This is a genomic window from bacterium (genome assembly GCA_035419245.1).
GTDB lineage: Bacteria > Zhuqueibacterota > Zhuqueibacteria > Residuimicrobiales > Residuimicrobiaceae > JAKPUX01.
The window spans coordinates 25332-32419 of the sequence record DAOLSP010000026.1 but is presented as its reverse complement, the minus strand read 5'-3'; the positions used below and the strand labels follow the sequence as shown (position 1 = coordinate 32419).

Below are 7088 nucleotides of genomic sequence, written 5' to 3'. Positions count from 1 at the left end.
TGCAAGCTATAAAGCAATATATTACCAGCAAGAGGAATATATCATTATTTTTTAATAACCGTTTCATGTAATGAAGATAAATCTTTAGTGCGAAAAGGGCAAGAGAATTTTAACTTAGCCTGCCATTTAGCAGAAACGAAAAGGGCATTTTGCTTCAAGCGAGTGGGTTCGATGTTTCATGATCAAAATCTTGGATATGCCCCTGATATGGTTCTTCGTTGTCAATTTCTTAACGTTTCCACCAGCTACCAGCAGATCCCGCACCTTTTCGACGCGGCAAAGAAGATCCGTCTGTCACGTTCAAATCCCAAGGTCCCTCCACACCAAAACTATAACTTCAATCGAATCGCTGAGGCAATCTGACACTTCGAAAATAGACATTTCGAATTGAAATAATTAGACTTAACAATTAATTGATGGTTCAAGCGATTATTTCCGGTATCTACAATTACCAAATCTCTTGCTTTTATAGTAATAATGGATTATTTTTTAGTGGTGATGGAGTTCACCCTAATTGCTCATATAGCTAATGACTCCTACTTATTCGCAGTGATTCTTGGAATAGTAGGAGTCTTTGTTTTATGGGATTCCCATAATCACTTCAAATACAGGACAGATATTGCAGTCAACTCCAAGATTTGAATAGAGATAATATGAATATTTTTCACAGACATCCTACTGATGATGGGAAGAGTTTCAGCTACTTTGATTACCTGGAAAGATTTGGTATCGAAGGGTGTCCCCTATGCTCAATGGTGGTTGACAGAGAAAAACGATATGCTAGTTCTCTTTTCTACGAAAACGTAAATGATGTGCTCATCCGCAAAAAGTTCAGGGAGGCGCGCGGATTTTGCGAGGCCCATTCGAACTTGTTACTAGAGGCTGGAGACCCTTTAGGCCTTGCTATCATCATGAACGACCTTGTCGCTGAAGTCATAGCGCACCCAGAAAAAGGATCGGTCGATAAGGATTGTCCTTTATGCCAGTTTTTTCAGGAGGTTGAAAATAGGCTCATCGATAATTTCCCCAGGTATTTGCTGCAAGCGGATTTTAGAGCTAAATTTCAAACCAGTTCAGGTTTCTGTTATAGACATTATACCAGAATCAGCAAAGGAATAAAGGATAAATCTCTGAACCAATGGTTTCTTCAAATTCATCTCAAACTTTGGACGGAACAGGCCGCACTCTTAGCAGAGCTTATTGAGAAGAGTGATTACCAGCATTCCAACGATGAGATTACATCCGCGGAATTAAATTCCCCTAAGTGGGCTATAAAATTCTTGTGCAAGAAGAGATGACCATGTCGCCAAGAATTTCAGCGAAGTTTCGCACGAAGAACGGCATTCCTTATGCTATTGAGCGGCTGAATGGGACCCAATACAGGTGCCGCATCTGTAACCAAGTATTCTATTATCAGAATGAACTTTATAAACATCTCAGGACGCACTCTGGGGAGAAGGTAAAGGTCTCAGCCCATGCCCCGAAACTAGACCACAACCTTGAGGTGAAGGTTATTTATACACTGGATTTATACGATCATGGTAGATCAAAATATCTCAAACTAGGTGAGGGTGAGGAATACGATAATCCTTATGAGGAATGATCGCGGGGCAACCGAAGCTGGTGATTGAATTTTACCATCAGCATCCTTACAATTTGAACCGGTGAAGAATAATAGCAATACCAAACGAAGAGGACCAGCTGATTATGGCAGCTGAACGCCGCCATCTGTTTGCGCAAGGCGATGTTATCGGTTTCTCTTCTGAAGAAATTGATTTTGAAAAGATCATTGAGGATAATTATTTCTTTGCCAGGCGTGGTATGCTGGAGATTTCTCCGCAGTACAAGCAACCTATCTGCTACGGCATCATCTCTGATGCGGCTGCGAATAGAATTTTTGTTTATGGACGATCATCTTCAGAACATCATAGCGAAGCGCGGTTGGCAGGCAAGATTTCGAGGGGCCTCGGTGGGTATATCGAACCGCATGATCTGCTCCTTAGCAGCAGCATCCGGGAGAGTTTGATGCGTGAGGTCGGAGAAGTTGAAATGACACATGCCTCGCCGCCTGAACTGCTTGGTTATATCAGTCTTGAACCCATCAAGTGAGCGTTGGGATGGTCAACCTCCTGAATGATGCTCAGAGAACCTCTCTGACCGTGACTCTCCGTATCATAGAGAAGCAGCTTCTAACCATGCAGATGCTGATCCGGGAAGGTACGATCAAAGGCAGCCTCTATCGTCTCCAGGCCGACTTCCCGCCGGATACTCTGACCTCGCTTTCTGGGCATATCGGCCGGATTCTAATCTCAATTCGAAATCTAACTGAACGATTTGGATTAGATGGAAAAGCCGATACTTATTCCGCTATGATTCAGGCCTCAAGAGCCTATTTTCAAATTTTGCTGGCCGATGTGAAATCCGACAAACTGAGACGTTATGGAGAAGTCGCCCCTTTACTCGAAGCAGAGTTGGATCCCTTAATTAACAAACTGGTTGAAGAAATCGAACTACTGAACCTGACTGAAGAAAGGATTATGGATCATGAGTAAGATTACCAAAATCGAAGCCATCGAAGTTCTTGACTCCAGAGGCAACCCGACTATAGGGGTAAAAGTGAAACTGGAGAGCAACGTTAGCGCAATTGCGTTGGTGCCCTCCGGCGCGAGTACCGGAGAAAAGGAGGCTGTCGAGCTGCGCGATGACGATAAAAAACGTTATCAGGGAAAAGGTGTGCTCAAGGCAGTAAAAAATGTCAATACGGAAATCAGCAAGGCACTATGCGGCATGCCGGCTGAGGATCAGCGCAGCATCGACCTTGCGATGATCGAGTTAGATGGTACGCACAATAAGGCCAAGCTGGGGGCCAACGCCATCCTTGCTGTCTCGATGGCCTGTGCCAGAGCAGCGGCTCAAGAGCACCAGCTGCCGCTCTATCGGTACCTCGGCGGTGCAAATGCTTGCTTGCTGCCGGTCCCCTGCATGAATATCATCAATGGCGGCCGGCATGCTGATAATAACGTCGACTTTCAGGAATTCATGATTGCTCCACATAACGCCAACTCTTTCAAGGAAGCGATCCGGATGGGCATAGAGACCTTCCACACGCTCAAGGGAATTCTCAAGGGCAAAGGCTACAGCACGGCTGTCGGAGATGAGGGCGGCTTTGCACCGCAGCTTAAGACCAACGAAGAGGCGATGGAGCTGATCATGACAGCGATCGATAAAGCTGGATATAAGCCGGGAGACGACATCAGCATCTGCCTTGATCCAGCGGCCAGTGAAATGTGGGATGATGACGGATATTTGATGTTCAAGTCGGACAAGTCGCGGCGGTCACCTGAAGAAATGATCCAGTTGTGGCAGGAGTGGGCGGGCAAGTATCCAATCGTTCTGCTTGAAGATGGCCTTGCAGAGAATGACTGGAAGGGATGGGCCAGCCTCACCAGCATACTGGGCGGTAACATCGAACTTGTTGGAGATGATATTTTCTGCACCAATTCAGCTATTCTGCAAAAAGGCATAGACGCTGGTGTCGCCAATTCAGTGTTGATCAAACTCAATCAGATTGGGACGGTCAGTGAAACACTGGACACCATCAAGCTTGCCCAGAAAAATAACTATTTCTATTTCATCTCCCATCGTTCGGGAGAGACAGAAGATTCGACGATCGCGGATCTGACGGTCGCCACTGCTGCGGGCCATATTAAAACCGGATCAGGCTGCAGGAGCGAGCGCATTGCGAAATACAACCGCTTCCTCTGGATCGAGCACGAATTAGGCAATCAAGCTGTTTTTGCCGGCAAAAAAGCCTTCAAGAACCAGGGTTAATTGCTCAGATGCAAAACATAGACATGTATGTATATTTCAAATGGTCATGAGCCTATTGGATTTGAGGTAAGTTCTCCGGATAAATTATTCGGACGGCACAAGGCACTTGTCACATCACTCCTGGAAAATAGTGTCCCTCAAGCTACCATCTATTGTCCCATCTATGATGGCGGCGATAGCTTGTTCGGGCACAGAAATCCAAAGGCGTCTTGTGCCGTCTGTCTCACCAATACTCTGCTAATAGTCTCCATCGATCATCACAGAAGAAATTCATTCAACTCTTTTGCCCTCCCACACAGCCGGATCATCTGCCTCGAAACCGGCAGTGCTCTTTTGCAGGGTTGGTTCAGACTTGTCTTTAAGGACGATAATGAGGAATTTAATAAGATCGACATTCTATGCAATGCGCGGGTGCTGGAATATTTTGATAAGCTGGTAAGGATCTGGCGGAAGATGGTAAAGATCAGGCCGAAAATGCCACCAGGTGTGCAGGCTTTGGAAGGTACTTTTGATTACACCCCTCTTCTTCTTCCACGGGAGAAGGTGCTTACTAGTATCGTACTTCCGGCTCAATTCACCAAGAATCACAAAAAAGAAATCCTGTCCCATGCAACCAAACTCTTGCTCACCACATACGGACTCGTCGTGTTAATCACAGAATCCAGCCCTTTCATAAATCAAATCAATTTTGGCGAGCGGCGGATTTTCTGGAATTTACGGCCGATGGGGAGCCCGATTTACTTTGGGGTTGATGCAACTTCGCTTACGATTCGAATCAAAGATCATCCCGGATTTGATTTACTCATTTATCAAACTGCCGGTGCGTTAACGCAGACATTGATCGATGATTTAACAATATTGGAAAAATTATCGGCTACGATAGGTAAATGAGATTTGCATCCGTGACTGCCTCACTCATTCGCAGCGCAGTGACGAGCCTTTTGGTATCCATCAAGCGCTTTAAGGCATCAGTAATGGACCTGCATATCATATCGGACTCCATGATGGCCCTTGTGAAAACGCTTTGTTCTTGCAGGATTGCGATGCAAAGTACCGCTTCTGCAAGCATGAGCAATTCATTACGGCCGTTGCCGATAGTGATTGTGGCAGTAGATTCTATCATTTGAATCTTCCATTTTTTATTGGTCCTACTTGCCTTGCCCAAAACCACCAGAATGCAATTAATGCCATTTAGATATTCAACTGTTGAATGAAAAGTATCAGAAGTAAGAATATGTACCTGAAGTTGATCGGCGAGAGCAAAAAGAAGATTCCCATTGGGAAGCAATAATTTGCCATCTACGGCAAACGTCCTGTATAGTCACGAACGAGATGTGCAATCTCGAGAGTTTGCCCACCCGGAATCTCTATCTTCAGCATGGTTGGCTCCTGCCTATCGATTGGATGCCCCCAAGGTTTGTTTTACTCTGAATTGCCCTGATACGTTTAGTTATGGATGCCAGGTATCTGATCCAAATCATGAAATAGGGATGAATAGCCAAGTGGATTCAAATAGACATATGAAAAATATATTAAATCCTTTGTCCTGCACTCAATTGATAGCAGCTATCGGTTTCTTCTATCGCCTCTTCAATCTGCTTGCGCTGGTCTGGTGCACTCTGCAGGATCGAGGATAAAGTGATAATCTCATTTTTAATAAAACCAAATGCTTGTTCCGATAGAATACTATTCAGTGGAGACAGCCTCTCGGTCCATTGGGAACCTAGACGGTAGAGGTTTTTTTCGATTTCCCATTTAATAACACGTTGAAAGTGACGATGGACGACGGGCCTAAAAATTCTCATTGGGATTAGAAACCAAAACATTTGCCAGAGCGGCGTCATAAAAATAGTACCGACCCGGACATCCGGTTGTTTGGGTTTTTCAAAATGGGCATCAAATTTCGCTCCGGAAAACTTGGTGTTCATTACTTTTTCAACTTCGTATGAGAGCCTGTTCTGAAATGCTTCTACAATTCGTTTAAGGCTATCAAGTGTACTTTGAACATATTTTTCCGCCAGCTTGACTCCAATACGCTCCGATAAGGCTTCGAGTTCGCTTGTCAACTGCCCCCTGAGCCATTCTCTAAAATGTTCCGATTGTTTTGCCAGATTGCCATGCCAGAGTGGTGCTTGTTTATCAAAATTTTGCATGACTCTGGTGACGACATTGCCGTATTCGGACTGAAAAGTTTCGGAGAATTCTTTTTGAATATTAATATTTATATCCTGTTCAAGGACCTGCATTTCAATTCGGATTTTGGGCAGCAACTCTCTCTCAAATAGCAATTTTTCATATAATTGGTTACGGGATTGAGTTGCTGAATCGGCAATGGATAAAGCGAGGTTTAAATACTCCCGGCATTGGGAAGCGATTGATCTAAATTTGTAATCGAGTATTTCATTCGATTTTTGCCTATGCCTGGAAGCTATCTTTTCTATAATATAGTTAAATACGAAGTTTCGATTCGTCTCAAATCCCGGCCGGTTTGAAAATGGGAAGATTTGCGGTTCTTTATCTACAAATTTCCTAAACTGGCTCTTAACGAAGGCGGTTACTTCGTCGACCTCCTTTTCTGTCGTCAGGTCAATCTTGGTAAGTAAAACAATAATTTCAGAAGTGTAGATCTTTAATTCCTGTAAAAGGGCGATATCCAGCTCTGAAAAAGGGTGGGTGATATTCACAGTTACAAATGCTGCCCCGATCTTGGGAAGCCATTCGGCTAAAGTCTGCGTATTATGTTTATACGCGCTCCCTACACCGGGCGTGTCGACCAACTGGATTTCTCGAAAAGGGTAAAGTTCCTTTAGTTCAATATCAACTCGCGATACACGCTTGACATTGTGAGGATTCAATCTCTCGGTAATATAATCTTCTAGATCTTGAGAAGGGATTGCCTTAAAATGCCCGTCTTGGAATTTAACTGTAATTTTTTCTTCCGGACCATAACGGACGTATGTAATTACAGATGTCAAAGGCAGAACGGCTACGGGCAGGATATCTCTACCAGAGACAGAGTTGATGAAAGAGCTTTTTCCCGACTTAAAACCCCCGACCAAGGCGACATTAATTAGACCATTCTCATCTAGTACAGAATCAAGAGCTGATACCTGGGCATTCAGTGAATCAATTTTATTCCTTTCGATGACTTTTCGGATGATTGCTAATATTTCTTTACGATCTGGAATGGTCATTATTTCATTCATCGTATACTAGTCCAATCTTCAACTATTTTAATTACTGGCTAACGAAAAGAA

6 protein-coding genes and 1 riboswitch are annotated in these 7088 nt (G+C 44.1%); of the genes, 5 read left to right on the top strand and 1 reads right to left on the bottom strand.

Going from position 1 to position 7088, the window contains the following annotated elements:
- Positions 1-485 precede the first annotated feature (485 nt).
- Positions 486-546, top strand: a riboswitch (Fluoride riboswitch).
- Positions 547-653: 107 nt separating this feature from the next.
- The 5 genes from PLH32_17185 to PLH32_17165 all read left to right on the top strand — a co-directional run bounded on the left by PLH32_17185 (position 654) and on the right by PLH32_17165 (position 4722).
- Positions 654-1298 (top strand): DUF6062 family protein, encoded by a 645-nt coding sequence (locus PLH32_17185; GenBank protein HQJ66343.1) that lies wholly within the window; start codon positions 654-656, stop codon positions 1296-1298.
- A 409-nt stretch (positions 1299-1707) separates the two neighbouring features.
- The gene (locus PLH32_17180; protein HQJ66342.1) at positions 1708-2109 is read left to right on the top strand and encodes a hypothetical protein; all 402 of its coding nucleotides are present in this window, start codon (positions 1708-1710) and stop codon (positions 2107-2109) included.
- Between the two features lie 8 nt (positions 2110-2117).
- Positions 2118-2552 carry a hypothetical protein gene (locus tag PLH32_17175; protein HQJ66341.1) on the top strand — a complete coding sequence of 145 codons (435 nt, stop codon included), beginning with the start codon at positions 2118-2120 and terminating at the stop codon, positions 2550-2552.
- Entirely contained in the window at positions 2545-3831 is a 1287-nt protein-coding gene (eno, locus tag PLH32_17170; protein HQJ66340.1) for a phosphopyruvate hydratase, read from the top strand. The genes PLH32_17175 and eno overlap by 8 nt, the downstream gene beginning before the upstream one ends.
- 27 nt (positions 3832-3858) lie before the next feature.
- Complete coding sequence (locus PLH32_17165) at positions 3859-4722, top strand: hypothetical protein (protein HQJ66339.1); 864 nt, start codon at positions 3859-3861, stop codon at positions 4720-4722.
- Between the two features lie 641 nt (positions 4723-5363).
- Here the strand turns inward: PLH32_17165 and PLH32_17160 are convergent.
- Complete coding sequence (locus PLH32_17160; GenBank protein HQJ66338.1) at positions 5364-7037, bottom strand: dynamin family protein; 1674 nt, start codon at positions 7035-7037, stop codon at positions 5364-5366.
- Positions 7038-7088 lie beyond the last annotated feature (51 nt).

What these genes read in the sequence shown, in the direction of transcription:
- PLH32_17185 (HQJ66343.1), top strand. Translation starts at nt 654, where the DNA reads ATGAATATTTTTCACAGACATCCTACTGATGATGGGAAGAGTTTCAGC.
- PLH32_17180 (HQJ66342.1), top strand. Translation starts at nt 1,708, where the DNA reads ATGGCAGCTGAACGCCGCCATCTGTTTGCGCAAGGCGATGTTATCGGT.
- PLH32_17175 (HQJ66341.1), top strand. Translation starts at nt 2,118, where the DNA reads ATGGTCAACCTCCTGAATGATGCTCAGAGAACCTCTCTGACCGTGACT.
- eno (HQJ66340.1), top strand. Translation starts at nt 2,545, where the DNA reads ATGAGTAAGATTACCAAAATCGAAGCCATCGAAGTTCTTGACTCCAGA.
- PLH32_17165 (HQJ66339.1), top strand. Translation starts at nt 3,859, where the DNA reads ATGTATATTTCAAATGGTCATGAGCCTATTGGATTTGAGGTAAGTTCT.
- PLH32_17160 (HQJ66338.1), bottom strand. Translation starts at nt 7,037, where the DNA reads ATGAATGAAATAATGACCATTCCAGATCGTAAAGAAATATTAGCAATC.